General features: G+C 70.7%; 26 protein-coding genes. 17 read left to right on the forward strand and 9 right to left on the reverse strand.

All coding sequences use genetic code 11. The features are described 5' to 3' along the window. Positions 1 to 383 precede the first annotated feature (383 nt). Positions 384 to 1,397, forward strand: a complete 1,014-nt coding sequence (locus BLW14_RS17395) for an HNH endonuclease (protein WP_256332820.1) — start codon at positions 384 to 386, stop codon at positions 1,395 to 1,397. Positions 1,398 to 1,428: 31 nt separating this feature from the next. On the opposite strand, the gene BLW14_RS17400 is transcribed toward BLW14_RS17395, so the two are convergent. Further along, positions 1,429 to 1,659, reverse strand: a complete 231-nt coding sequence (locus tag BLW14_RS17400) for a hypothetical protein (protein WP_093708170.1) — start codon at positions 1,657 to 1,659, stop codon at positions 1,429 to 1,431. A 319-nt stretch (positions 1,660 to 1,978) separates the two neighbouring features. On the opposite strand from BLW14_RS17400, the gene BLW14_RS17405 reads away from it, so the two are divergent. From BLW14_RS17405 to BLW14_RS17420, 4 genes are all read left to right on the forward strand, one after another. Then, on the forward strand, positions 1,979 to 2,965 hold the full coding sequence (locus BLW14_RS17405) for a TIGR02391 family protein (RefSeq protein WP_143052011.1): 987 nt from the start codon (positions 1,979 to 1,981) through the stop codon (positions 2,963 to 2,965). 393 nt (positions 2,966 to 3,358) lie between these two features. Next, a complete protein-coding gene (locus BLW14_RS35190; protein ID WP_256332821.1) occupies positions 3,359 to 3,769 on the forward strand; it encodes a hypothetical protein in 411 nt (136 codons plus the stop codon). A gap of 24 nt (positions 3,770 to 3,793) precedes the next feature. Continuing rightward, positions 3,794 to 4,306 (forward strand): Imm50 family immunity protein, encoded by a 513-nt coding sequence (locus tag BLW14_RS17415; RefSeq protein ID WP_093708172.1) that lies wholly within the window; start codon positions 3,794 to 3,796, stop codon positions 4,304 to 4,306. Continuing rightward, positions 4,293 to 4,655 (forward strand): hypothetical protein, encoded by a 363-nt coding sequence (locus BLW14_RS17420; RefSeq protein ID WP_093708173.1) that lies wholly within the window; start codon positions 4,293 to 4,295, stop codon positions 4,653 to 4,655. Before BLW14_RS17415 ends, BLW14_RS17420 begins: the two co-directional genes overlap by 14 nt. A gap of 27 nt (positions 4,656 to 4,682) precedes the next feature. On the opposite strand, the gene BLW14_RS17425 is transcribed toward BLW14_RS17420, so the two are convergent. Then, complete coding sequence (locus tag BLW14_RS17425) at positions 4,683 to 4,985, reverse strand: hypothetical protein (protein ID WP_093708174.1); 303 nt, start codon at positions 4,983 to 4,985, stop codon at positions 4,683 to 4,685. Continuing rightward, positions 4,982 to 5,386: a DUF4345 domain-containing protein gene (locus BLW14_RS17430; protein WP_093708175.1), complete on the reverse strand. Its 405-nt coding sequence runs from the start codon at positions 5,384 to 5,386 to the stop codon at positions 4,982 to 4,984. The genes BLW14_RS17425 and BLW14_RS17430 overlap by 4 nt, the downstream gene beginning before the upstream one ends. Before the next feature lie 84 nt (positions 5,387 to 5,470). Between BLW14_RS17430 and BLW14_RS17435 the strand changes: the two genes are divergently transcribed. After that, positions 5,471 to 6,097 (forward strand): TetR/AcrR family transcriptional regulator, encoded by a 627-nt coding sequence (locus BLW14_RS17435; protein WP_093708176.1) that lies wholly within the window; start codon positions 5,471 to 5,473, stop codon positions 6,095 to 6,097. On the opposite strand, the gene BLW14_RS17440 is transcribed toward BLW14_RS17435, so the two are convergent. Both BLW14_RS17440 and BLW14_RS17445 read right to left on the reverse strand, forming a co-directional pair. After that, on the reverse strand, positions 6,094 to 7,602 hold the full coding sequence (locus tag BLW14_RS17440) for a glycoside hydrolase family 43 protein (RefSeq protein ID WP_093708177.1): 1,509 nt from the start codon (positions 7,600 to 7,602) through the stop codon (positions 6,094 to 6,096). The two genes, BLW14_RS17435 and BLW14_RS17440, sit on opposite strands and share 4 nt — an antisense overlap. Before the next feature lie 135 nt (positions 7,603 to 7,737). Continuing rightward, a complete protein-coding gene (locus BLW14_RS17445) occupies positions 7,738 to 8,514 on the reverse strand; it encodes an SDR family oxidoreductase (protein ID WP_177154224.1) in 777 nt (258 codons plus the stop codon). 384 nt (positions 8,515 to 8,898) lie between these two features. Between BLW14_RS17445 and BLW14_RS17450 the strand changes: the two genes are divergently transcribed. Beyond that, a complete protein-coding gene (locus tag BLW14_RS17450; protein ID WP_093708179.1) occupies positions 8,899 to 9,486 on the forward strand; it encodes a DUF2165 family protein in 588 nt (195 codons plus the stop codon). A 163-nt stretch (positions 9,487 to 9,649) separates the two neighbouring features. After that, positions 9,650 to 10,591 (forward strand): UbiA family prenyltransferase, encoded by a 942-nt coding sequence (locus BLW14_RS17455; RefSeq protein WP_256332822.1) that lies wholly within the window; start codon positions 9,650 to 9,652, stop codon positions 10,589 to 10,591. Positions 10,592 to 10,651: 60 nt separating this feature from the next. On the opposite strand, the gene BLW14_RS17460 is transcribed toward BLW14_RS17455, so the two are convergent. From BLW14_RS17460 to BLW14_RS17470, 3 genes are all read right to left on the reverse strand, one after another. Further along, positions 10,652 to 11,332, reverse strand: coding sequence for a response regulator (locus BLW14_RS17460; RefSeq protein WP_093708180.1), 681 nt, complete (start codon positions 11,330 to 11,332; stop codon positions 10,652 to 10,654). Next, positions 11,329 to 12,438, reverse strand: a complete 1,110-nt coding sequence (locus BLW14_RS17465) for a sensor histidine kinase (RefSeq protein ID WP_093708181.1) — start codon at positions 12,436 to 12,438, stop codon at positions 11,329 to 11,331. The genes BLW14_RS17460 and BLW14_RS17465 overlap by 4 nt, the downstream gene beginning before the upstream one ends. Before the next feature lie 114 nt (positions 12,439 to 12,552). Then, complete coding sequence (locus tag BLW14_RS17470; RefSeq protein ID WP_093708182.1) at positions 12,553 to 12,858, reverse strand: putative antibiotic biosynthesis monooxygenase; 306 nt, start codon at positions 12,856 to 12,858, stop codon at positions 12,553 to 12,555. A 189-nt stretch (positions 12,859 to 13,047) separates the two neighbouring features. On the opposite strand from BLW14_RS17470, the gene BLW14_RS17475 reads away from it, so the two are divergent. The 3 genes from BLW14_RS17475 (at position 13,048) to BLW14_RS17485 (ending at position 15,436) form a co-directional block, all read left to right on the forward strand. Next, positions 13,048 to 13,647: a TetR/AcrR family transcriptional regulator gene (locus BLW14_RS17475; RefSeq protein WP_018102204.1), complete on the forward strand. Its 600-nt coding sequence runs from the start codon at positions 13,048 to 13,050 to the stop codon at positions 13,645 to 13,647. A gap of 182 nt (positions 13,648 to 13,829) precedes the next feature. Continuing rightward, positions 13,830 to 14,633, forward strand: coding sequence for a response regulator transcription factor (locus BLW14_RS17480; RefSeq protein WP_093708183.1), 804 nt, complete (start codon positions 13,830 to 13,832; stop codon positions 14,631 to 14,633). A gap of 8 nt (positions 14,634 to 14,641) precedes the next feature. After that, positions 14,642 to 15,436, forward strand: coding sequence for an HAD family hydrolase (locus BLW14_RS17485; protein ID WP_256332823.1), 795 nt, complete (start codon positions 14,642 to 14,644; stop codon positions 15,434 to 15,436). Here the strand turns inward: BLW14_RS17485 and BLW14_RS17490 are convergent. Then, the gene (locus BLW14_RS17490; protein ID WP_093708185.1) at positions 15,405 to 16,067 is read right to left on the reverse strand and encodes a 4'-phosphopantetheinyl transferase family protein; all 663 of its coding nucleotides are present in this window, start codon (positions 16,065 to 16,067) and stop codon (positions 15,405 to 15,407) included. The two genes, BLW14_RS17485 and BLW14_RS17490, sit on opposite strands and share 32 nt — an antisense overlap. A gap of 308 nt (positions 16,068 to 16,375) precedes the next feature. Here BLW14_RS17490 and BLW14_RS17495 point away from each other — a divergent pair, with 308 nt between their 5' ends. Genes BLW14_RS17495 through BLW14_RS17520 form a run of 6 tightly spaced genes read left to right on the forward strand, consistent with a single transcriptional unit; the run spans position 16,376 to position 21,450 of the window. Beyond that, positions 16,376 to 17,719, forward strand: coding sequence for an ANL family adenylate-forming protein (locus BLW14_RS17495; protein WP_093708186.1), 1,344 nt, complete (start codon positions 16,376 to 16,378; stop codon positions 17,717 to 17,719). Then, the gene (locus BLW14_RS17500; RefSeq protein ID WP_093708187.1) at positions 17,716 to 18,468 is read left to right on the forward strand and encodes an SDR family NAD(P)-dependent oxidoreductase; all 753 of its coding nucleotides are present in this window, start codon (positions 17,716 to 17,718) and stop codon (positions 18,466 to 18,468) included. Before BLW14_RS17495 ends, BLW14_RS17500 begins: the two co-directional genes overlap by 4 nt. Beyond that, positions 18,462 to 18,743: a phosphopantetheine-binding protein gene (locus tag BLW14_RS17505; protein WP_018102210.1), complete on the forward strand. Its 282-nt coding sequence runs from the start codon at positions 18,462 to 18,464 to the stop codon at positions 18,741 to 18,743. The genes BLW14_RS17500 and BLW14_RS17505 overlap by 7 nt, the downstream gene beginning before the upstream one ends. A 45-nt stretch (positions 18,744 to 18,788) precedes the next feature. Next, the gene (locus tag BLW14_RS17510; RefSeq protein ID WP_093708188.1) at positions 18,789 to 19,553 is read left to right on the forward strand and encodes an AfsA-related hotdog domain-containing protein; all 765 of its coding nucleotides are present in this window, start codon (positions 18,789 to 18,791) and stop codon (positions 19,551 to 19,553) included. Between the two features lie 53 nt (positions 19,554 to 19,606). Then, positions 19,607 to 19,915 (forward strand): YciI family protein, encoded by a 309-nt coding sequence (locus BLW14_RS17515; RefSeq protein WP_093708189.1) that lies wholly within the window; start codon positions 19,607 to 19,609, stop codon positions 19,913 to 19,915. After that, positions 19,912 to 21,450, forward strand: a complete 1,539-nt coding sequence (locus BLW14_RS17520; RefSeq protein ID WP_093708190.1) for an FAD-binding oxidoreductase — start codon at positions 19,912 to 19,914, stop codon at positions 21,448 to 21,450. Before BLW14_RS17515 ends, BLW14_RS17520 begins: the two co-directional genes overlap by 4 nt. The last annotated feature ends 1 nt before the right edge of the window (position 21,451 follow it).

The following is a 21,451-nucleotide window of genomic DNA, read 5'->3' on the forward strand; positions in this document are numbered from 1 at the left end:
CCGCACATGAGGGAAGGTGTGAGAGCCGAGGTGGCTCAGAAGAGCGTGCCAGTTGAGGCAGACATGCCGAACTGGCCCGCGGGACATGGGTGGCCACGGGGTCTCCAGGCTCGCGAGTCAGAAGCCGCCAAGGCACGACGCCAAAGCCGGACATCTTCTGCTGCTTCGAGCCCCAGCAGCATCGAACGTGCCTCGGCGAAGTCGCAAGCGGTTACGTATAGTTGATCGAATCTGTCCGGATCGAGTCCGTCGGTGCCTTGATCTGATGTTCACCACCGCGGCTTTGCCGAACGGAGAAGCGAGGTCGGGCGACGACATCCAGCGGGACCTGCTGCGAAGACGCCCGGGCTGTACGCCGCTGGTCCCTCAGGCATGATTGGCGCATGATTCCGGAGGCCGATATAGGCGCCAGTCGCGACTACGAACTGGTCGATGTGCGAGCCAACTTCACCACCAAGAACGTGGCCGCTGCGTGGTTGATGCTGGCGCTGGGTGCCAACCGGGAGCATGCCGGAAACGACGGTTATGACGACAGAGCGTCTCTGCACTACAGCTGGGACAGCACCGTTCAGAACCATGCTCGTGTGGCGGTGGGGGACGTCATAGCTCTTTGGGACAGGAAGGAGCTCGTCGGCGTTTCGGTGATAGAGGCGATCAACACTGCTTCGGCCGAGAAGGTGCTGTACTCCTGTCCTCGGTGTGGCAAGGCTGACATCAAACGGCGTCACCGAGAGAAGCCAGCCTACCGCTGCGGCAAGTGCGGACACCTCTTTGCCGCCCCACGTCAGAAAACCAAGTCGGTGACTACCTACCGGTCTTCGCACGGCAAGAGATGGATGAACGGGCGTGGTCTGCTCTCGGGCTCCGAGCTGCGGGCCCTCTGCGAATCTCCGAAGTCGCAGTTGAGTATGCGCCCTGCGCGATGGGAGCGGCTACGGCAGGCACTTCTCGACGCCACCGGTCAGGCCAGCACCGTGAAGGACATTGCCGCAGCCGCTCGTCTGGCCATAGCAGGAGGCCACAAGGAATCGTTCGTGCGAACGCGCGTCGGGCAAGAGGCTTTCCGCGCACGTCTGTTGCGCGAGCAGGGCGAAGTGTGCGCCTTCACGGGCCCCACGCCGGCGGACGCCCTGGAAGCGGCTCACCTCTACAGCTATGCCGAGAGTGGCGAGCACCACGAGTATGGCGGGCTGCTCCTGCGCCGTGACATCCACAGGCTCTTTGACCTCGGCCATATCGCGGTGGACGTGGCCTCCGGAACCCTCGACGTGATCCCGAGCCTTCACGGCTATCCGTGTTACGCGCAGCTGCACGGCCAACCTGTGGCGGTGCAGCTGCGACCTGAACATCGGGTCTGGCTTGATGCGCATTGGCTCGGTAAGCGCCCGCGCGCGTGACAGCGTCGGTGGTGGGAGGGGCCGCGACGATCTACTCCGCGCTGGCGTGCTTCCTTCGGGTCCGGGCCAGCCAGGCCCAGCGGGTGAGGGCGCCGACGACGAGGGAGACGAGGATGGCACCCCAGTCGATGACGTGGGGGAGGCCGGGGAAGAAGGCGAAGAACGCGAGCGAGGCGGCGGCGCCAATGGCGAAGGCGATGATGCCGGCGCGGCGGTGCTTCGCTTCCTGGACGGGGTCCTGGGGCGAGGTCTCGGGGGGCACGTGCGGCTCACTTGGTGATGTGGTGGCACTGGCTGACTCGCCGCACACCGTTGATGACGAGGGGGCTGCTGCAGGTGCGAGATGGGCATCGTCGGCTTGGCCGCGCTATTCGCCGTCCGCACCCGTCCGCCCTCGCCCGTTCTCGGCGGCCATCTCAGTGAACTGAAGGGGTGCTGGGTCGCGGTCCGCCGTGATCTACTCGGCGGCCACCAGTGGCGCCAGCTGTACGGGCACGTCGAAGCAGGCAAGGGAACGAGAGGCCGGTCCTGACTCGAAATTCTGCTGCGATCGGGTCCGCGGCTGATGAGATGCTCGTCTCATGAGCGAAGGCGGATCGGACGCTGAGAAGTCCCGCGACCTCTCTGACCACCCCGGTTGGTTTGGGTGGGGCTACGGCGATGGTCGTGGTGGTTTCGTCCTGGCGATTCATGCGGACTGGCCCGCTTACCCATGCTCGCCGGGTGGGGTGCACGGTCTGTTCGACTTGGCGCAGTTCCCGGAGGGCACCCGTTTCGAGCCCATGGATGACATTGATCGCTGTGTCCTGTTCAACGCGTACAACTATGACTCGAAGAAGCCGCACCCTCCCCGGGATCCGTGGTCGCGGGATGCGTTCCAGGTGGCGATCTGGCATGAAGACCTGCTTCGCCTGCGGAAGGAGGGCCTCATCAGCGGCGTTACCCCGATCAGTCATCGCGAGTGGGAGCTCCGCCGGCGCATCGAGATGGGATGGAAGCGGGGAGTCAGGTACTTCACCAAGGACGATCAAGGCAACAGTCGGGAGATCTCGCTTCCAAGCCTGCCCGAGCTACCGGTAGAAGAAGATTTCTGGGATGGCGATCCCTACACGTACCCCGCCTTCGAGGAAGACGGCAACGAGTCTCCTCTGACGATCACCGCCTCGGGTTGGGAAGTCGTCACCCAGCAGCTCTCGGAGCAGGTCGAGCTTCCCGAGTTTCTGCCAGACCTGCGCAAGCTCTTGGACAACGAGCTCTATGACCATGCGGTCCGCGAAGTCGGGATCGCGGTTGAGTCGGCGTTGCGAGACGTGGTGGGCAACGATGATGGGTACGGTCAGAGGCTCGTTGGGGAGTTCATCGACCACCTGCATGACGAAGTCTTCGTCTACAACACGATGCTGAAGATCTACCGACTCCGGCTGCGGACGTTCTTCAAGTTCGTTCGCAACCCGCACGCCCACCGCAAGATCTCCCTGACACGGCCTCACGCCCTCTCCTTGACTGCACATGCCCTCCACCTGCTGAGCGACATCCAGCAGTTTGGCGGCGAGGGAGACCAGCAGTAAGACGCTCAGGTCTGGCACTCCGCTCCCACATCTGCATTCCGCCGAAGCGGTCAGCTGCGTCATTGACGGAGACATCGGCTACCTGGGAACCAAGGGGCACGTAACGGACCAGCGCTGCGTGAGCGCTGCGTGAGCGGACCGGGCGGCACAGGATGGATTTGGTGGCATGTGGAGCGGGGGCTGTGGCTCTCTGACCTGGCGAAATGAGATTCGGCGACATCGTCCGGCATGGGCTGAGATGATCTTGCAGGCCCTCGTAATGCGTAGGTCTCGGGTTCGAATCCCGAAGGCGGCTCCATGATGAACCCCAGGTCGAGCCTTCGGCCTGGGGTTTCTTGTTTGGGGCGATCCTTTTGCTTGCTCGTGGGGGATGGATGCGGAGATCCCCAACGCATGCGTGAAGTGCGGTCACTGGGCCTCCTGAGTTCGCTCGCGAGCCAGCAGGAGTACGCCCGGCACAAGGGCGAAACGGCCGGGCAGACGGGCGCGCCGCGCGAAGAGGACCGGGCCCGTGTTGCCGCGTATCTGCGCAGAGGGCACGTCGTGCCGGCGATCATGGAGTACACGACCGACATCCTTCAGGACCGGTTCGGCACCTCAGGCGGCAGCGGCATCCTGACCGATGGGACGTACTACTGGCGCGGAGATGCTGCGGACTACGTCGAGACGCACGGCGTGAGCCCCGGCGACGCGTTCGTCCGGCATGTGGACGGCTGGAACGGCGGGCCGCCGTCCTTGACCCAGGACGACATCATGGATATCGATGACTACTTCATGCACCTGCGTCGCGAGCGGCCGGCGTGACCGTATCCGGCCAGCACCAGGGCTATGACCGCAAGGCTCTTGGCCCGGAACTGTGAGGTTCTCGCCCCGCTCTACGGCGCGGACCCGTTGGATCTGAGTTGCGTCAGGCTCCGGTCCGTTCACCTCGACTGGCGCGGGCCCACCGTGACGCTGCGGCTGGATCTGCCCGCTCCGTCCTTGCCGCTGCCGGAGGAGTGGGTGGCCGCGGGCGTCGACACGGTACAGGGGCAGCTCCAGTTCCTTGCTGTGGATGATCTGGAGCTGGAGGGCTGGGAGGCCGGGCTGCTCGTGTCTTTCGAGCTGGCGGTGCTCAGTGGGAGTGGCCACAGGATCCGTGTCTCGGTGTCGCGCTGCGGGGAGTCCGAGTTCCTTCGCTTCACCGGCAGTGGCGATGTCCTCGTCGGTCACATCAGCGGGTTTCGGGTGGGCCCGGAAGGTGCGGACAGCGGGCCTCACTGCTTCCGCAGCAGGCTCGACGCCAAGCTGCACACCACTGTTCCCGGCCCGAGTGAAAAGACCTTCCATGAACGACTCTGAGGATGCTGCCGAGAGCGGCCCGGCGCTTCCGGCGCTGTGCGCGAGTGATGTCCTGAGCAGCAGCGATCTCTTCTACGTTCACTTCGACGAACGAGGCTGCTCCGTCACCCTCGGGTTCTCCCGTGTGCACGGCAGCGAGGGCGTCGAGTTCTTTCTGCGCTTCCATGACGCACGCGATGTGCGCGTGCGGGGTTGGGGTGCCCCGGGGCGGAAGGACGTCCTCGTCGAGAGAGGGGGCGACGGGGCAGTACGGGTGTCGGCTTCTTCCGTTGGGTCGTTGGTGCGGTTCCGCGCCACCGGCGTCACCGTGTCGAGGACGCGTGACTTCCGTGCGGCGGGGAGTGGATGAGCGGCATCGTCCCCATCGGCGCCTCCGTCATGGTTCGTCGGTCTCGGCGGAGGTGAGGACGATGCCCTTCGCCAGGGAGTCCGTGCCGTCTCCCGACAGGCGGACCGTCGCGCTGTGGGGTGGGTCGAGGAACTCCATGGCCTTCGCGTAGCAGTTGATGTGGTCGAGGGTCAGGAGGACGGGAGCCGTGGCTGCGGCGGTGGGTGAGTGGACTGTGAAGTGCTGGCCGGTGCGGGCTACGCCGCCTACGCAGCGGACTACGCAGGTGGCGGCCTCGGGGCTTCGCTCCTCCACCGCGTAGATCTGGAGTTCGGACGCGGGAGGGTTCACGGTGTCTCCTGTGCGGGCCGGCGGGTGGTGCGTTCGTCGGCGTCGGCGAGCCAGAGCCAGATCGGCGGCAGGACCAGCTCGATCACGGTCAGTGCTACCTGGAACGGGTGCGGCCAGCCGTGTGCGGCCAGGGACAGCAGGCGGCCCGCCGCACCCAGCAGGAACACCGCCGCGAGCCATCGGACCGCGTGGGCCGGGATGGGGTGTTGGCGGGCAGCCCACAGCCAGGCCAGTCCGTAGCCGGTGAAGATCGCGCCGAAGAAGCGGCCCAGGCTGTCGATCGTGGCGCCCGCGTCGGACTCACCCGGGATCGCGGCGTTGCCGGCGATCACGTGGAACAGGCCGATCGCCACGCACGCGACCCCTGTCACCCAGGCGAACATCCGCAGTGCTCTGCTCATGGCTCCCCCTGCGTTAGTTGACATGCGTCTACTTAGGGTCAGCCTAGGGGGCCTTGGTAGACGTGTGTCAAGTAAGCTGCGGGCGTGCCGCCCCGTCGCCGTCTGAATCCCGCCGACCGCCGCGCCCAGCTGCTGGCCGTCGGCGCGCGCCTCTTCGCCGCATCGCCCTATGACGACGTGCTCATGGAGGACGTGGCGCGCGAGGCGGGGGTGTCACGCGCCCTGCTCTACCAGCACTTCCCCAGCAAGCACGCGCTCTTCGCGGCGGTCTACCAGCAGGCGGCCGAGCAGCTGCTCGTGGCGACCAGGTTCGAGCCGGGGGCCTCGCTCGTCGAGCAGCTCACCCAGGGGCTGGACGCCCACCTCGACTACTTCGTCGCGAACCGCCACGCCGTGCTGGCCGCGAACCGTGTGCTGGCGGGCGATCCGGTCATCCAGACGATCATGACGGACGAACTCGACGCCCTGCGCTCACGCCTGCTCGGCGTGCTCCCGCTGGCCGACGAGCGCGTGCGTGACGCGGTGTCCGCCGCGCTGAAGGCGTGGCTCGTCTTCGTGCAGGTGCTCTGCGTCGACTGGCTCACCCGTGAGACCTGCACCCGCACCGAGTTGCGCGACACCTGCGTCGGGGCCGCGGTGGGGGCGTTGCGCCCGCTGCTCCCCGAGGACCCTGCCGCCGACTGGCCGTCGCCCGCCCCGATCCAGGACTAGCCCTCCAGCGGCTCGTAGTCGAACCAGTCGAAGTGCACCGTCCCGCCGGCCGCGTACAGGCCGATCACGCGGCCCGTGAAGCCGCCGGTCACCTCCGTGGAGAGGTAGCGCCCGTCGAGGGCGCCCAGCACCGTGAACGTGCCGTCCGGTTCCTCGAAGCCCAGGGACACCGTGTCCGGGCCGGTGCAGGGGGCGAGGGGTGGGCGGGTGCGTACGACGTCGACGCCGAGGACCACGGGGCCCGAGGGCGCCGGGCGGGTCGCGACCACTTGGCGGAGGGGGCCGATCCGGGCGAGCAGGCGGATCTCGTCGGCGTCCGCCTCGACCGCGTAGTGGTGGGCCTCGTCGAGGCGGACCGCGAGGCCGCCGCGGCCGTCCGCCGCGTCGGCCAGGGTACGGGCGCGGCACGACAGGTGCTGCTGGCGGCGGCCGGTGAACACCGCGTCCGGGTCGTCCAGCGAGCCGCCCCGGCCGTGCAGGGTCAGCCACCCGGGGCGCTCCGTGGTGCCGGACCGGCCGGCGGTCGAGCGACGGGGCGAGATCCAGTACGGGCGCGGCTCGGCCAGGTCGAAGTCGTCCCGGACCGGGGCGCCGGGGGCGGGCGTCAACGGCCAGGGCGGGGCCGCGAGTTCCGTGGCCACCTCGCCGACGACGGGCCAGCCGTCCACCCAGGTCACCGGGGCCAGGAAGGTCTCGCGGCCCAGCACGTGCCAGCCGGGGGTGCCGCCGCCCGGGCGCACGCCGAGCAGCACCAGCCACCAGGAGCCGTCGGGCCCCTGGACCAGGTCGGCGTGGCCGGTGTTCTGTACCGGGTGCTCGCGGCCCCGGTGGGTGAGCACCGGGTTGTCCGGGCAGGGCTCGAACGGGCCGGCGGGGGAGGGGCCGCGCGCGACCGAGACGGCGTGGCCGCGCTCGGTGCCGCCCTCCGCGATGACCAGGTACCAGTGGTCGCCGATCCGGTACAGGTGCGGGGCCTCCGGCGCCTTCGCCCCGGGGGCGCCGGACCAGATGCGCCGGGGTTCACCGAAGGTCTCGCCGGTGTGCGGGTCGATACGGACCTGGGAGACGCCGGCCACGGTGCACCAGCAGGTGCCGTCCTCGTCCCAGGCCAGGTCCGGGTCGATGCCGGGGACGCCGGGGAGCGGGACCGGGTCCGACCAGGGACCGGTCGGGTCGGTGGTGGTGAACAGCAGGTTGCCCACCTCGACGTTGGTGACGATGAGCCAGAACCGGCCGTCGTGGTGGCGGAGCGTCGGCGCGTAGATGCCGCCGGATGCCCGGGTGCCCACGGGCAGGTGCAACTGCCCGGGCCGGTCCAGGACGTTGCCGATCTGCGTCCAGTGGACGAGGTCGCGGCTGTGGAACAGCGGGATGCCCGGGAAGTACTCGAAGCTGGAGCACGCCAGGTAGTAGTCCTCGCCGACGCGGCAGACGCTCGGGTCGGGGTGGAATCCGGGGATCACCGGGTTGTCGACGGTCGTGCCCGTCTGGTCTCGGACTGGCATGGCATCCGTTCCTGGTACGTCGCGCGCGTGCTGCCGGAGCCGTTGACGGAGCGCCTTCGTCGAAGCGCTTCGACAACGTGGTGACCCGCGTGACCCTAATGACCCGCCGGGCGCACGACAAGGGGTGGCGTCGCCCTACGCGGAGCCGCCGTTGCTCTTGAGCAGCTGGCCGTTGACCCACTGACCCTGCGGTGAGCAGAGGAAGTCGACCAGATGCGCGGTGTCCTGAGGGGTGCCCAGGCGGCCCAGCGGGGTGTCCCGGCGGATCAGTTCCGCCAGCTCCTCGCTCATCCAGCCGGTGTCCACCGGGCCGGGGTTGATCACGTTGGCGGTCACCCCGAGGTGGGCCAGTTCGCGCGCGGCGGCCAGGGTGATGCGGTCCAGGGCGCCCTTGCTGGCCCCGTACGGCAGGTTGCCGACGGTGTGGTCGCTGGTGAGCGCGATGATCCGGCCGGTCCCCGCGGGGGCGCGGAAGCGGAGTGCGTACTCCCGGATCAGGAGCCAGGTGGCGCGGGTGTTCACCGCGAAGTGGCGGTCGAAACTCGCGAGGGTGGTGTCCAGGAGACCGGAGTCCACCGACTCGGCGTGGCTCAGCACGAGCGCGGTGACCGGGCCGATCCGGCGCTCGGCCTCGTCGAAGATCCGGGTGGGGGCGTCCGGATCGATCAGGTCCGCCTCGATCGCGGCGGTGCGGGCGCCGTGCGCGGCGAGCGACGCCTCGATGGCCGCGGTGGAGCCGCGCTCCTCGCCCCAGGTCATGCGGCGGTCATAGGGCGTCCAGTAGGTGAAGGCGATGTCCCAGCCGGAGGAGGCCAGCCGGCGCGCGATGCCGGCGCCGATGCCGACCGTGCGGCCGACGCCGGTGATCAGCGCGAGGGGCCGGGGCGGGGCGGCCGCGGGCGGGGCCGCCACGGGCTGCTCCGCGGTGGGCTGCTCCCCGGTGGGCTGCTCCGGCACGGGCCGCTCCGCCACCGGCCGCTCCGCGGTGGGCAGTACAGCGCTCGGCTCGTCGGTGGCGGGCGGCGCGGCGGCGGGCGATGCGGCGGGCCGTGCGGCGGGGGGTATCTCTGCGGTGGTCACGGGGCCCGATCCTGCTGGACGAACTCGCCCCCGGGCAATGGGATTCGGGGTCGTACCCCTGGCCGGTCGAGGAGCCCGTACGGGCAGTGCGTACGGGCAGGTCCGCAGGCCATGCCCGGCCGGGCAGCCCGAAGAGGGATCTGCCGGGCCGGCGGGAAGCCCGGCACGCTGAAGCCATCGAACTTCCCCTCCCCTTCTGCTCCGAGGAGTCCTCCCATGGCACTGACCGCCGACCGGCCCACCACGACGAAGGACACGACGGCCGCGCGGGCCACCGGTCGGCCGGACCTCGCCGTCCGCTCCCGGCTTGCCGCGCTCAACGCCTTCCTGATGAGCGGGCTCACCCTGTGGCTGGGTCTCGTCACGCTCAACAACGTCAACGACTTCGGCACCAACAAGGCGCTCATAGGCTCCATGCTGACCATGCGGGACCTGGTGAAGGACCCCGTCCGGGGCAACGGTCTTGAGTGGCGCGCGATGCCCGAGTCGATGGCCACACCGGCGCTGATCGGCGTCATCATCTACGAGGTGCTGATCGTGGCCCTGCTGGCCCGTGCGGCGTACGGCCTGTGGCGCCGGGCGCGCGGCGAGGAGACCGGGATCGTCGTGACGCAGCGCGCCAACATCGCGCTGGGCGCCTTCGCCGGGCTGTTCCTGCTCTTCCTCTCCGGCGGCATGTTCTTCGGCTACTGGATCTACATCGGCGCGGCCCAGCAGGTCCACTTCACCGGTCTCATCATCGGCCTGCTCGCCGCCCTGCTGGTCAACCTCCCCTCGGTGACCGGCGCCCAGCAGGAACGCTGATCCCGCACCCCGCCAACTCCCCCCCCACACAGCCCCCGCACACCCCCACGCGCACTGCCCCGTCGGCGGTCCTTCCGATACGGCCCCTTCCCCAAAAGGGGTATCGGAACGCCCGCCGATGGGGCATGTGTGTGTCCGGGGCCCGTCATTAATGTCCCTGGCCATGGGGGCATACACAGCGCAGATCAATTCCGGTACACCGACTTCCACCCTGCGGATCGCAGGTGCGGCACGCGCCGCCGTTCTCTTCGTCGAAGAGGCGCGGGTCTGCGTGCAGATCGTCTTTCTGATGCGTTTCCTGGCAGCCGCCGCCGTCACTGCCGGAGGCCGGCTCGCCGGGATGGGGCCGGAGCTGATCGCACCCGGTGTCAGCTGGGTGCTGGCCACCCTCTTCACGTACGGCATCAACGGGGTGTCGGACGTCAAGGAGGACCGGCTGAACCGGACCGGGCGGCCGATCGCCCGGGGCGACCTCTCACCGAAGGCCGCCGCCCGGCTGACCTGGCTCTCCGCCGCCGGGTCCGTCGTCATCGCGCTGGCCTGCAACAACGTACTGCTGATCACGTTCGTCCTGGCGTTCCTCTTCCTCGGATACGCCTACTCCGCGGCGCCCTTCCAGCTCAAGCGCAGCGCGGCCGGTACCTCCGGGTCCGTGCTGCTGATGGGGCTGCTGACGTACGCGGCGGGCTGGACGGCGGCGGGGGAGGGGCGGCCGCCGGGGGCGATGCTGGTGCTGGCCGCCGCGATGTCGCTGTGGATGTGCGTGGTGGGGGCCGTGACCAAGGACTTCTCCCATGTGCGGGGCGACGCGGCGGCCGGCCGGCGTACGTCGGTGACCGCCTGGGGCGACACCACCGCCCGGCTGGTGGGCGGGGCGGGCGCCCTCCTGGTCGGCGGGGGCTTCCTGGCCGCCGCGCTGACCGGCTGGGCGGCCCTGCTGGGCCCGGCTGCCGCGGTGCTGGCGGGCGGGGGACTGGTGGTGGCGGTGCTCTGCCGGACCACGCGGGGCGACGAGGCCCGGGGCCGAACCCCGTACCGCGCCTTCATGGTGACCCAGCACCTGGTCCATGTGACGCTCTTCGCCGGGCTGTTCGTCGCGGCCTGACCATCCGGCACTCCGGTCCGACCACCCCGCACACAAGAGTGTGTGCGGGGCCGAGCCGTTTCAGAAGCGGCGGCGGGGCGGGTCGGGCTGGGGGAGCAGGCCGCGTTCGACGGCCTTGTTGACGGCGTCGATCCGGGAGACGGCGTCGAGCTTGGTGAAGATGTTCCGCATGTGCCGCTTGATGGTCCCCTCGGCGATGCCGAGTTTCACCGCGATCTGACGGTTGCTCATGGCCTGGGCCACCAGGGTCAGTACTTCGGCCTCGCGGTCGGAGAGGCCGCCCGCGCTGTCGGGAACGGGCTGCGGTGCGCGCAGGCTGTCGGGGGACACGGAGACGGTCACGGTGCGCAGCTCGCCGCCCTCGCGGGAGCGTACGGCGGAGATCAGGGTCTCGCGGCCGGTGCTCTTGTGCAGATAGCCGCTGATGCCGAGGTGCAGCAGCTCCTGGACCAGCTGCTGGCCGTCGTACATGCTCAGCACGATGATCCGCAGGCCGGGGTCGCCCTGGAGCAGCCGGCGCACCGTCGCGGGCGGATCGTTGCGCGGCATCTCGATGTCGAGCAGGACGACGTCGGGGCGGTGCGCGGCGGCCAGCCGGATGGCGTCCTCGCCGTTGCCCGCCTGGGCCACGATCTCGAAGCCGGGCTCGGAGCGCAGCAGGTCGCACAGGGCCTCGCGCAGCAGGGTGTGGTCGTCGGCGACGAGGATGCGGACGGATTCGGGGGTGTCGGGGGCGCTCATCGGAGAGCCTGGTCCTCCTTGATCGGTATCCACATGGTGACGTGCGTCCCCCGCCCGGCCGAGGAGCCGATGTGGAGCGTGCCGCCCAGCAGGTCGGTGCGTTCCTGGAGGCCGGTGAGGCCGTTGGTGCGGCCGCCGGCGAGTACCTGTTCGGCGTCGAAGCCGAGGCCGTCGTCGATGATCTCGCACTGGATCTCGTGCGGGGCGATGTCGATGTGGACGACGATGTTCCCCGCGTCCGCGTGCCGGAAGGCGTTGCGCAGGCACTCGCGGACCATGACGAACACCTCCTCGGCGACCGGGGCCGGAATCCACTCGTCCAGACCCCGCACCCACAGCTGTACGGGGACGCCCTCGTCCCCCATGGAAGCGACGAAGTCGGCGAGCGCCGCCTCCAGGCAGCCGGTGATGGCCGGGCGGCGCAGCTCGGTGACCAGCTCCCTGGTGTGGGCCAGGGTCTCCAGGATGGCGTCCTGAGCCGCCCGCACCTCCTTGGGCACGTCGGCGTTCTGCCGGGCCACCTGGAGCTCGTACAGCTCCAGCTGGCGCATGGCGAGGCTGAGGGAGTTGCCGATCTGGTCGTGGATCTCGCGGGCGAGCTTGCGGTGGCCCTTGTCGTGCACCTCGCGGACCCGGGCGAGCATGAACGAGTCGTACGCGATCGAGCCGACCTCAAGGCGGCGGCCGATGCCCTGCTGGAGGGCCCGGATGGCCGCCGCGTACGCCTTGTCGGCGCCCTCGATGCCGGCGGTGCACTCCAGGAGGCGCTCCAGGACGGTGTCGAAGAGGATGACACCGGCCCGCACCGAGTGCGTGAGGTGGACGCCCTGCTGGACCCGGGCGCTGCCGAGGTCGACGACCTCGGCGATGTGGCTGTCGGAGACCTCCGTCAGGCCGGCCTCCAGGCTGTCGGCGCAGTCACGGAAGACCCGGCGGCCCTGTAACTCGCACTGCGCCCAGACTTCTTGTTCGGCGGCGAGCGGGCTGCTGATCCCGCGGAGCCGGGCGTGGTAGAGGGCGATCACCTCGTCCTCGTACGCCCTGAAGCGGTTCGCGGGCGGGCCGCCCTGGCGGCTGCCGAGGCGGCTCTGCGCCGGTTCTCTCATCACGCTTTCCTCCCCCGGGGCTCAACTGCTTCTCAAGCGCTGAACCGGTGCAGGATAAGCCGATTTGCGGACTGCGTGGCGGTGATGGCTGGAATCAGCCAGGTGTCCCACGTCTCAGTGGCGGCGGCGCAGGACGGCGGCGCGCACCTTCAGCAGGTTGGGCACCAGCGTGTAGACGACGGCCGGCACGACGATCCCGGTGATCACCAGGGTGCGCAGGAGCATCGGGAACCCCTTCACGTAAGGGCCGACCAGCAGCTGCACGACGGTCAGGGCCGAGAAGACCGCGATCCAGGTGAGCAGTGCACGCATGTGGACGGAGGGCAGTCCGGCCGGCTGGGCGGGGGCGGCGGACCGGGGCTGATTCCGGTCGGCGGCGGCGGTGGCGGAAGTGGCGGCGGGGCGGGCGACGGTGGTCATGAGAAGTCCCATCCAGGTTGGTGTGCGGTGCGTACGGAATGCGGTACGGGCGGTGCTGTCGCAGGTCCTGTCCTGGGGCCTGGGCGGTGGTGCTGCCCTCGGCGACGTGTTCCACTCTGCCAACCAACTAGTTGGATGTCAACCATCCAGTTGGTTGGCATCTGCGGGAAGCCGTTCTACGCTGGTGTCATGACCTCGGACACGACCCACACCAAGGAACGGCTCCTCGCTGCGGCGAAGGAGGAATTCGCGGCTCACGGCATTGCCGGGGCGCGCGTCGACCGCATCGCGGAGCTGGCTGGCGTGAACAAGGAACGGATCTACGGCTACTTCGGCAACAAGCAGAAGCTGTTCGACGCCGTCGTGGGGCGTGCGCTGGACGAGCTCGCCGCAGCCGTCCCGCTCAAGGGCGGCGACGACCCCGCCGAGTACGTGGGCCGGGTGTACGACTTCCACCGCGACAACCCGGTCCTCGTCCGCCTCTTCTTCTGGGAGGGCCTGCACTACCGCGACGGCGTCCTGCCCAACGAGGAGGGCCGCCGCAGCCACTACGAGGAGAAGATCGCCGCCCTCGCCGAGAGCTTCGGGACCGAGGCGTCGCCGCAGGTCGCGGCCTGTCTGCTGAGCCTGATCGGGCTCGCCGCCTGGCCGAACGCGGTGCCGCAGCTGGCCCGGCTGATCATCGGCCCCGACGCGGAGGCGGCCGGCGGCCTCGACCTGCGCGCCCACGTCGTGGCCTTCGCCCGGCAGGCCCTCTCCGACGTCCCGCTCGCCGCTCCGGCGGCCTGAAGCGTTCCCCGCCCCGTCCTCCCGGCAGCCGGATACCCCCGAGGTATCCGGCTACTACTTTCGGTCCGCGGCCACCCGGACTAGGAGGCAGTGACGGCCTCCACGGCCCTTCGCGCGTCTAGCGTTCCTTGCATACGGGTGGCCCCAGCGGTCACCGACAAGGACCCCTGGGGGTAAGGGCAATGTCGCAGAACCGCGCGGCTCTAGCAGTCGCCTCTCCGCCGGTACGTTCCACCACCACCGCCACCGCCTCGCCGCTGATCCCGCAGCAGGCGACCCACGTCATCCTCTCCGTCCGAGACGACCTCCAGCGCTACGGCCTGGAGCGCATGCTCGGTGCCGTGGACGCGGCCGGCACCTGCCGGTCCTTCGCGGAGCTCTCGGCCGCCGTGGACGCCGTCCACGACCCGCGGACCGACCTCCTGCTCATCGTCCCGGAGCCGGCGGACCTGGACGGCGACTCCGTACTGCACCGCGTCGCCGCGTACGGCGTGCGGGTGCTGCTGCTCCTGCCGGACACCCGGTCCGTCGACCTCGACCGGGTCGCCTCCGTGGCGGGCGCCTCTCTCCTCTTCTCCGACGGCCTCGACGCGGCGGCCCTCGGCGACATGCTCGGTGCGATGCGGGCCGGCGAGGTCCGGATACCGGCCGCCCTGACCCGGCCCCTCCTGGAGCTGGCCGGGCGCGGCCCCCGCGAGGTCCCGGCCGCGCCCCGGCTCACCCCGCGCGAGCGCGAGGCGCTGACGCTCGTCGTGGACGGCCTCAGCAACAAGCAGATCGGGCGCCGGCTGCGGATCTCCGAGCACGGGGCGAAGCGGCTCGTCGCCAACATCCTCGCCAAGCTCAACTGCCCCAACCGCACGCTCGCCGCGGCCCGCGCCCTGCGCGAGGGCCTGTGCGGCCACCCCGCAGCCGCCCCGCGCGGCCCCCTCGCCCCGCCGGCCGCCACCCACGCGCCGGCAACCCCCTACGAAACCGGCTGGTGAACGACGTGATGAGCCCTGTGACCGGTGCTACCCGCGCCGCCTTCTTCGACGTCGACGAGACGCTGATCAACACCAAGAGCATGTTCGACTTCCTGCGGTTCTGGATGGCCCGCCACGGCGACGACGGCTCAGGACACGCGGCCGTGATGGCCGGCGTCCGCGAGGCCGCCGCCTCCGGCGTCCACCGCTCGGAGATCAACCGCCGCTACTACCGCCGGTTCGCCGGGGTCGCGATGGAGGAGCTGCACACCGCCGGGCGCGAGTGGTACGAGGAGTACCGGCGCGGGCCCGCCGCCGTCACCGTCGCCACCTGGGCAGCGGCGAGCCGGCACCGGGAGGCGGGGGACCTGGTGGTGCTGGTCTCCGGCTCGTTCCGGGGCTGCCTGGACCCGCTGGCCGAGGACCTGGGGGCCGACCTCATCCTCTGCTCGGAGCCGGTGGTGGGGCCCGACGGGCTGCTCACCGGTGAGGTGGTGCGCCCGATGATCGGCTCCGTGAAGGCCGACGCGGTCCGCGAGACCGTCGCCGGACTCGGCCTGAACGCCCAGGAGTCCAGCTGTTACGGGGACCACGCGAGCGACCTCGACATGCTTCTCGCGGTCGGCCGCCCCGTGGTCGTCGGCGGCACGGACCGGGTCCTGATGGAGCACGCCCAGCGCCTGGACTGGCCGGTCCTCTCGGCGGCCCCGGGCCAGCTGCGTACGGCGGGAGCCTGGGCGGCGGCCGAGCTGACGGGCCTCGCGGACCGGGGAGCCGCGACCGGCGCCCGGCTCACCGCGCCCGTCGCAGCGCGATCGCGGTGAGCACCAGCCCCTCGCGCACCGCCCAGTGGCCGGTGAACCAGCCCAGGCGGGCGCCGTCCACCACGGGCCCGGGCACCATCAGCCGGGCCCGGAAGGTGCCGGCCTCCGGGTCGAACGCCAGCCGGGCGTCCCGGAAGCCGAGCCAGCGGCCGGTGAGCGGGTACCACGTCTTGTAGACGGTCTCCTTGGCGCTGAACATCACCGTGGGCCAGTGCACTTCGGGTCTGGCCCGGGCCAGCTCGGCCAGGTGCTCGCGCTCGGACGGCACCGAGATGTGCCGCACCATCGACTCCTCCAGCGGCGCGTGGCGCTCGGCGTCGATCCCGACGCTGTGGAACCGGTCGCTGCGGGACAGCGCCGCCGCCCGGTAGCCGTCGCAGTGCGTCATGCTGCCGGTCACCCCGGCGGGCCAGCGCGGTTCGCCCTTGGCACCCGGCAGGACCGGGGCGGGGGGCACCCCGAGTGCCGACATGGCCGTGCGGGCGCAGTGCCGGGTGGTCGTGAACTCCCGGCGCCGGTGTTCCACGCACTTCGCGAGCAACGGCTCCTCCTCCGGCAGGACTCGGGCTTCGGGGAGGTCGGCGGTGGTGTCGGCGCAGGCGACGGCGGACGGCAGGATCTGCTGGATCACTTCTGCTCCTGGGGGCAACGCGCCGGAAAGCCGGCGCACCGGGGCCGGCCGTATTCGGCGGCCCGCTGCCATCCCAGGACAGGTCACGGCAGTCGTGCGTTACGCCTCCGAGCATGCGCCCGTCGATGCCTCTTCCGCTACATGCCCTTTCGGCTACCCCGTACCCCTGCCCGAACGGGTACCCCGGAAAGCCATTCCGTACGGCCACTCCGTACGGGGGCTCATAAAAGCCATATTGAGCGACGAATTACCCCGGGCTAGCTTCGAATCATCGAAATCCGAAAGAAATCACCCCCCAGGAGAAAACGATGCCCCATCCGTTTCTGACCCGACTGGAATCCTTCCGGGATTCCGAGGCCGTCGCCTTCGAGGGCCGCAGCTACCGCTACGAGGACCTGCTGAGGCTCGTCGGCGAGTGGCGGCTCTTCCTCGACCGGTACGAGGTCCGCGCCGGCGAGGTCGTCACGCTGGAGGGCGCGTACTCCCCGCAGGCATGCGCCGGTCTGCTGGCGCTGATCGAGCGCGGGGTCGTCGTCGTCCCGCTCGGCACCCTGCCGGCCGCGAAGCGCGCGGAGTTCCTGGACGTGGCCGAGGTCGAGGTCGTCGTCAAGGTCGACGAGGGCGGCGTACACCGCTGCGAGCGCACCGGCCGCACCGCGGACCACGCGCTCTACCGGGAGCTGCGGGACGCGGGCCGGCCCGGCCTGGTGCTGTTCAGCTCGGGCACGACCGGCCGCAGCAAGGCGTCGGTGCTCGACTTCGACAAGGTGCTCGCGCGGTACGGCGAGCCCACCCGCCCCTCGCGCATCCTGTCCTTCCTGAGCCTGGACCACATCGGCGGCGTCAACACCCTGCTGTACACGCTCAGCCAGGGCGGCACCGTGGTCACGGTCGCCGAGCGAACCCCGGAGGCCGTCTTCGAGGCGATAGCCGAGCACCGGGTGCAGATCCTGCCGACCACCCCGACCTTCCTGAACATGGTGCTGATCTCCGGCGCCCACGAGCGCTACGCCACCGACTCGCTGAAGCTCGTCACGTACGGCACCGAACCCATGCCGCTCCAGACGCTGCGCCGGCTCGGCGAGGCGCTGCCGGGCGTACGGCTGAAACAGACGTACGGGCTGTCCGAGCTGGGCATCCTGCCGACGCGGTCGCGCGGCGACGACACCCTGTGGGTGAAGCTCGGCTCGGCCGGCTTCGAGCACCGGATCATCGACAACATCCTGTGGATCCGCTCCGAGATGGCCATGCTCGGCTACCTCAACGCGCCCGCGCCCTTCGACGAGGAGGGGTTCTTCAACACGCAGGACGTCGTCGAGGTCGACGGCGACTGGGTGCGCATCCTGGGCCGCAACTCCGAGATCATCAACGTCGGCGGCGAGAAGGTCTACCCCAGCGAGGTCGAGAGCGTCCTGCTGGAGGTCGAGAACATCGCGGAGGCCACCGTCAGCGGCCGCCCGAGCCCGGTCACCGGCATGGTCGTCAAGGCGACCGTGCAGCTCGTCGAGGACGAGGACCGGCGCGCGGTGACGCGCAGGGTGCGGGAGTACTGCGGCCGGCGCCTGGAGGCGTACAAGGTCCCGGTGCTCGTGGAGATCTCCGCCGCCCCGCAGCACTCGGAGCGGTACAAGAAGATCCGGAGCGCCGCATGAGCGCCGACGGGGCGACCGCCCCCGAGGACCGGGTCGCCCTCGTCAGCGGCGGCAGCCGCGGGCTCGGCCGGCTGCTCGTCGAGCGACTGCTCGCGGATGGCTGGCGGGTCGCCACCTTCAGCCGGTCCGCCAACGACTTCGTCAAGGACCTCCAGGCCGAGCGGGGCGACCGCTTCCTGTGGGAGGCCGCCGACCTCGGGGACCCCGATGCGCTGCGCGGGGTCGTGCGGACGACGGTGCGCAGCTTCGGCCGGGTCGACCTGCTCGTCAACAACGCGGCCGTGCTGCACCAGGAACTCTTCCTGACCACCTCCCGCAAGCAGACCGAGACGCTGATCGCGAGCAACCTGCTCGCCCCGATCACCCTCGCCCAGGCCTGCGCCCGCGCGATGACGCGCCAGGGCGGCGGCCAGATCCTCAACATCTCGTCCATCAACGCCATCCGCGGCTACCGGGGCGTGGCGGTCTACGCCGCCACCAAGGCCGGACTCGACGGATTCAGCCGCAGTCTGGCCCGGGAACTCGGGGCCTTCAATATCCGGGTGAATTCGCTGGTCCCCGGATTCTTCGACAGTGACATGACCGAGGAAGTCACCGAGAGGAACCGGGAACGAATTCAGCGACGCACCCCGCTCGGCCGGCTCGGCACCATGAACGAAATCGCCGACGCCGTTCTCTATCTCATCTCGCCCGCCTCTTCATTCATCACCGGACAGTCGATCGTCGTAGACGGAGGAATCACATGCTGATCGCAGCCGACATCACCGCCCTGGTCCACCAGGAGATCAACGCCCTGCTCGCCGAGGCCGAGCGCCCGACGCACCCCACGCTCACCGGCTCGGAGTTCCTGCACGAGCTGGGGCTCAACTCCCTGCTGCTGGCCCGCCTCGTCATCCAGCTGGAGATGGAGCTCGGCGTCGACCCCTTCGAGGAGGAGTACGTCATCTCCGACGTCCGCACGGTCGGCGCCCTGTCCGACGCGTACGTCCGCACCGTCGAGCAGTTGGCGGCCACCGCCGTCTGAGCACGGCACCCGCCCGCACCAGCCCCACACTCTGGAGGGATCGACATGTCGCACGAAGCACTCATCGCCGTCGGGGACCGTTTCGAGGACTTCCTCGCCAACCGCGGGACCGTCCCGGTCTCCGAGCTGATCGCCCGGCTGCGCACCGGGGAGCTGACCGAGAGCCTGTCGGTGAGCATCGGCCAGGGCCTCAGCGCCGGTCAGCTCGCCGAGATACGCGCCCTGGCCGAGGAGCACGGGCCGGCCGTCTCGCTGGGCAAGGGCGGGGTCCCGGAACCCGCCGAGCAGCGGCTCACCCACAAGCACGACGCGAAGAACGTCCTGATCGGCCCGGTCGGCCAGACCGGCGAGAAGCGCTTCGTCGCCGACCTCGTCATCGACGAGCGCGTCGAGGTCCTGGAGGACCACCTCACCGGGCAGCACATCCCGGCCATCACCCTGCTTGAGGCGGCCCGTCAGATGTGGACGGTCGTCACCGAGCAGTTCTTCGTCACCGGCCCGGAGAAGACCCGCTTCGTGATCAGCTCGGTCAACTCCGAGTTCCACAGCTTCGTCTTCCCGCTGCCCGCGACCGCCCAGTACGAGTTGCTCGAACACACCCGCAGCCCGGTCGGATCGGTCTTCCGGTGCCGGATCGGCTTCCATCACGGCGAGAAGCTCGCCAGCGTCGTCGAGGCCGAGTACCGGGTCATCCCGGAGAAGTTCTCCGTCAAGCAGGAGAAGCTCGCCGCCCGCCAGGCCGTCGTCAGCGAACTGACCCGCCTCCGCGAGCAGTCGGCCCCGGCGTTCAGCGCCGACCGCGCCGCCTGACCGGGCCGCGCCTCTTGTCACGACGAGTCAGGACGAACGGAAGGAGTAAGGACATGCTGTGGGCGATCCACTGCCTGGACGCGCCGGGAAGCGCCGCACTGCGCGCGGCCCAGCGCCCGGCCCACTCGGCCCGGCTGCGGGAGGCGAGCGTACGGCCCGTGCTGTACGGCCCCCTGGTGGCCGCCGACGGGACCACCGCCGTCGGCAGCCTGATCGTGGTGGAGGCCGGGACCCGGGACGAGGTGGAGGAGTTCGCCACGGGTGACCCGTTCGCCGTCTCCGGGGTGTGGGAACGCATCGACATCCAGGCGTTCGCGCCCTCGGAGCGGTCCCCGGTCCGGATCGGGGCAGGCACGCCGTGAAGGTCCGCCGGCTCCCGCCCGGGGTGGACGGCCGGGAGTTCACCCGGGCCCTGGCCGCCTTCCGGGTGGCCCTGGGCCCGCGGTGGGTCCTGACCGAGGGCGCGGTCGGCCTGCCGGGCTACACCGACCCGCAACCAGTCCTGGGCGACGCGCACTTCGGCGCATCCGCCGCCCTGATGCCCGGCTCGGTCGAGGACGTCCGGGCGGCGGTGCGGATCGCCGGCGCCTTCGGGGTCCCGCTCTCACCCGTGCTGCCGGGGCGCGACCCGGGCTTCGGCGGCCCGGCGCCCCGGCTCCCGGGGGCCGTCGCCGTCGACCTGGCCCGGCTGAACCGGGTCGTCGAGGTGGACCCGGCCGGCGGCTACGCGGTCGTCGAGCCCGGGGTCACCTTCCACGACCTGGCGGGGCACATCGCCGGACTCGGCCTGGACCAGCGGGTGGACCTGGACGGACCCCGCTGGGGCAGCGTCCTCGGCGAGGTCCTGGAGCGCTCCACCGGCGGCCCCGGATACGAGGGCGCCGACGCGTCCCCGTACGGCATGGAGGTCGTGCTCGCCGACGGGGACGTGGTGCGCACCGGGACGGCCGCCCTGACCGGTTCAGGGCCCTGGGCGCCCTACGGCTGCGGGCCGGCGCTCGGCGCGATGTTCGCCCGGTCCGCGTTCGGGATCGTCACCAAGCTCGGGGTGCGGCTGCGCCCCGAACCGGCCGCCCGACGGGCCTACGCGGTCGCCGTCCCGGCGGAGGACGGGCTCGGGCCCTTGGTCGACGCCCTGCGCCCGCTGCTGAGGGACCGCACCCTCACCGGGACGCCGACCGTCCGCAGCGTGCTCCTCGACGCGGCGGCGGCCGGCAGCCGCGCCACGTACCACCGTGGCACCGGGCCGGTCCCCGACAGCGCCGTCCGCGCGCTGATGGCGGACCTCGGCATCGGCCGCTGGAACCTGTACGGGGAGCTGGCGGGGGCGCCCGCGGTGATCGACGCCCAGTGGTCCGTGATCCGGGACGCGCTCGCCGCCGTCCCCGGCGCCCGGTTCTCCCGCGCCGAGGGGGGCGACGGCGAGGCGGGGTACGCACGGCCGCCCGCGGACGAGGCCGACGGCTGGCTGCCGTACGGGGGCCGGCTCGACCTCACCCCCGTGTCACCGGTGACCGGCGCGGACGCCCTCGCGCAGTACGCGCTGGCCCGCGACCACGCGCACGCGTACGGCAGGGACTACCTGGGCGCCTTCGCGGTCGGGGCGCGGGCACTGCACCACCGGGTCACCGCCGTCTTCGACACGCGGGACGCGGACGACCGGGCGCGGGCCCTGGAGCTGTGCGAGGCACTGGTCCGGGCCGCGGCGGAGGCCGGTTACGGCGTCCAGCGCGCCCACCCCGCGCTGATGGACCGGGTCGCCGCGACCTACGGCTTCAACGACCACGCCGTGCGCAGGCTCGGCGAACGCATCAAGGACGCACTCGACGCGGAGGGCATTCTCGCCCCCGGCAAGCACGGCATCTGGCCACGCCGCTACCGCGGCCTCGGCCTCTGAC

Origin of the sequence: Streptomyces sp. 2131.1 (genome assembly GCF_900105515.1) — a bacterium.
Lineage (GTDB): Bacteria > Actinomycetota > Actinomycetes > Streptomycetales > Streptomycetaceae > Streptomyces > Streptomyces drozdowiczii.